This window comes from Mesorhizobium sp. M1A.F.Ca.ET.072.01.1.1 (genome assembly GCF_004023325.1).
Taxonomy (GTDB): Bacteria; Pseudomonadota; Alphaproteobacteria; order Rhizobiales; family Rhizobiaceae; genus Mesorhizobium.
Map to the genome: position 1 here is coordinate 1 of NZ_RZSF01000522.1, position 3,164 is coordinate 3,164.

Consider the following 3,164-nt stretch of genomic DNA (forward strand, 5'->3'; position numbering starts at 1 on the left):
GGTCTGTTGGGGCAGGTGGCTCCGGTTTCGTTTGGGCGGCAAAAATAGAAAAAGCCGGAAAAATTCGGCGAGGAAAAAATGACAGAAGAGAACAAGAAGAAGCCGAATCCGATCGACATTCATGTCGGCAGTCGTATTCGGCTGCGTCGCAATATGCTTGGAATGAGCCAGGAAAAGCTGGGTGAAAATCTCGGCATCACGTTTCAGCAGATACAGAAGTACGAAAAGGGGACCAACAGGGTCGGCGCCAGCCGCCTGCAGGCAATCGCCTCCATCCTGAGCGTCCCTGTCGCCTTCTTCTTCGAGGACGCCCCCGGTCAGGAGGCGGTCACCGGCAATCGGGGATTTGCCGAGGATGCCTCGATGACTTTCGCGATCGAATTCTGCGGCAGCCCGGAAGGGCTTCAGCTCAATCGTGCCTTCGTCAAGATTCCCGACGTCAAGGTGCGGCGCCGGATTATCGATCTTGTGAAGTCCCTTTCGCCGGACGACGCCGAGTGAATCCAGGCTCATGTCGCCGGCGGTGCCCTGCCGCCGGTGGCACAAGTTGATTGTGCCGATAGTCATGCCAGATCTGTCGCGCCGCTTGACGAGCGGCGCCCGGCACCGCTAACACGTGGCGCGCCAAAATCGGCAGCCTTGCCGATCCTTTTCAAGAGGGGACACCCGTGACGCGGCAGAACTATCTCTTCACCTCGGAATCCGTCTCCGAAGGCCATCCCGACAAAGTCTGTGACCGTATCTCCGACGAGATCGTCGATCTCGTCTATCGCGAGGCCAGGAAGACGGGCATGGACCCGTGGAAGGTGCGCGTTGCCTGCGAGACGCTGGCCACCACCAACCGCGTCGTCATCGCCGGCGAGGTCAGGGTTCCCGAGACGCTGCTGAAGAAGGACAAGGCAGGCAACATCCTCAAGGATGCGGCGGGCCACCCAGTCGTCAATCCGACCAAGTTCAAATCGGTCGCCCGCAAGGCCATCCGTGAGATCGGCTACGAGCAGGCTGGCTTCCACTGGAGGACGGCCAAGATCGAGGTGCTGCTGCACGGCCAGTCGCCGGACATTGGCCAGGGCGTCGACAATGCCGCCGACCGCCAGGGCGAGGAAGGCGCGGGCGACCAGGGCATCATGTTTGGCTATGCCTGCCGCGAGACGCCGGACCTGATGCCGGCACCAATCTACTACAGCCACAAGATCCTCGAATTGCTTGCCGCCGCGCGCCACGAAGGCAACGGCGAGGCCGCCAAGCTCGGCCCGGACGCCAAGAGCCAGGTCACCGTGCGCTATGCCAACGGCAAGGCGGCGGAAGTGACGCAGATCGTGCTTTCCACCCAGCACCTCGACTCGAGCTGGGATTCGAAGAAGGTCCGCAATGTCGTCGAGCCTTACGTCCGCGAGGCGCTTGGCGAACTCAAGGTCGCCGACGACTGCAACTGGTACATCAACCCGACCGGCAAGTTCGTGATCGGCGGGCCAGACGGCGATGCCGGCCTGACCGGCCGCAAGATCATCGTCGATACCTATGGCGGTGCTGCGCCCCATGGCGGCGGCGCCTTCTCCGGCAAGGATACCACGAAGGTCGACCGTTCGGCTGCTTATGCGGCGCGCTATCTCGCCAAGAACGTGGTAGCGGCCAAGCTCGCCGACCGCTGCACCATCCAGCTTTCCTACGCCATCGGCGTCGCCCAGCCCCTGTCGGTCTATGTTGACCTGCACGGCACCGGCAGAGTCGACGAGGCCAGCCTCGAGGAGGCGCTGCGCAAGGTGATGGACCTCTCGCCTTCCGGCATCCGCCGTCATCTCGACCTCAACAAGCCGATCTACGCGAAAACCTCGTCCTATGGCCATTTCGGCCGCAAGGCCGGCCGGGACGGTTCCTTCTCCTGGGAGAAGACGGACCTTGCCAAGGCGCTCAAGGACGCGGTTGCCGATGCGATTGCCGCCTGACGGCGTCGCCAGACCTGTTCATGGAGCCAACCAACAGGCCAAGCCGCGCGACCGAAGGATTTTTCGGCCGCCGGCACGGCAAGACCATTCGTCCGCAGCAGGCCGAGGCGCTTGAACGTGGCTTGCGCGCCTATCGCCTCGACCTGACGGCGGAGGCACCCGCGGACCTTGGAACGCTGTTCAAGGCGCAGGTTTCAGCCTGTCGGCTCGAGATCGGCTTCGGCGGCGGCGAACATCTTCTGCATCGCGCGACGGAGGCTCCGGCGACCGGTTTCATCGGCGTCGAGCCCTTCGTCAACGGCATGGCCAAGATGATGACGGCGCTCGACAAGCGCCCGCTCGCCAATCTGAAAGTCTATGACGACGACGCCACGCGTCTGCTCGACTGGCTGCCGCCAGCCTCGCTCGACGGCATCGACCTGCTCTATCCCGATCCGTGGCCGAAGAAGAAGCACTGGAAGCGGCGCTTTGTCAGCCCCGCCAATCTCGACCGGTTCGCCCGGGTGCTGAAGCCGGGCGGGAGATTCCGCTTCGCCTCCGATATCGACAGCTATGTGAACTGGACGCTGCTCGCCTGCAGCGCCAATGGCAGTTTCGCCTGGCAGGCAAACGAGGCTGCCGACTGGCACACGCCCTATGAGGGCTGGCCCGGCACCCGCTACGAGGCGAAGGCCCTTCGCGCGGGAAGGCGGCCCGCCTATCTGACCTTTATCCGGAAGTAGGCCGACCGAGCACTAACTTCCCAGGAACCGGTAACCAGCCGCTCAGCAGCGGGCGATCGCTTGCAAAGTGGTCTTCCCGGTCGCAGAGAACCCGGCTTGCGGCCGGCCTGGGATAATTCATGTATTGCAGTTCGCGCTACATGCTGCCATATTAACGGCAGGGAGATGATTATGGCCGCCACGGTGGAACGTAAGGAATACCCGATCTCGATGCGCCTGCCGGAGGCGGACGTGGCGATCATTGATCGTGCCGCCGCTCTCCGCGGCCGGTCCCGCACGGATTTCGTGCGCGATGCTGCCGTGCGCGCGGCCGAAGATGTGTTGATGGACAGCCGCCTTATCCGCATGAGCCCGGAAGGCTTCGCGGAGTTTATGGAGGTTCTGTCAGCCCCGGTCGCTCCGGTTCCCGACATGGTGGAATTGGCAAAGCGGCCCGCGCCCTGGGAAGCCGGTTACGCAGCAAAGCGCTAGGCCGTGGCCTTATCGGCTCCCGAAC

4 protein-coding genes are annotated in these 3,164 nt (G+C 63.3%); all 4 read left to right on the forward strand.

What is annotated here, in order from left to right; translation table 11 throughout:
• The first annotated feature begins 78 nt into the window (after nucleotides 1-78).
• Nucleotides 79-501 carry a helix-turn-helix transcriptional regulator gene (locus tag EOA32_RS35525; protein WP_095777507.1) on the forward strand — a complete coding sequence of 141 codons (423 nt, stop codon included), beginning with the start codon at nucleotides 79-81 and terminating at the stop codon, nucleotides 499-501.
• A 167-nt stretch (nucleotides 502-668) separates the two neighbouring features.
• Nucleotides 669-1,946, forward strand: coding sequence for a methionine adenosyltransferase (gene metK / locus EOA32_RS35530; RefSeq protein WP_128374175.1), 1,278 nt, complete (start codon nucleotides 669-671; stop codon nucleotides 1,944-1,946).
• A gap of 20 nt (nucleotides 1,947-1,966) precedes the next feature.
• Entirely contained in the window at nucleotides 1,967-2,668 is a 702-nt protein-coding gene (locus EOA32_RS35535; protein WP_128374176.1) for a tRNA (guanosine(46)-N(7))-methyltransferase TrmB, read from the forward strand.
• 171 nt (nucleotides 2,669-2,839) lie between these two features.
• Nucleotides 2,840-3,139, forward strand: a complete 300-nt coding sequence (locus EOA32_RS35540) for a DUF1778 domain-containing protein (RefSeq protein WP_066996334.1) — start codon at nucleotides 2,840-2,842, stop codon at nucleotides 3,137-3,139.
• Nucleotides 3,140-3,164: the final 25 nt, after the last annotated feature.

Coding starts and splice junctions, on each gene's coding strand:
- EOA32_RS35525 (WP_095777507.1), top strand. CDS start 79: ATGACAGAAGAGAACAAGAAGAAGCCGAATCCGATCGACATTCATGTC.
- EOA32_RS35535 (WP_128374176.1), top strand. CDS start 1,967: ATGGAGCCAACCAACAGGCCAAGCCGCGCGACCGAAGGATTTTTCGGC.
- EOA32_RS35540 (WP_066996334.1), top strand. CDS start 2,840: ATGGCCGCCACGGTGGAACGTAAGGAATACCCGATCTCGATGCGCCTG.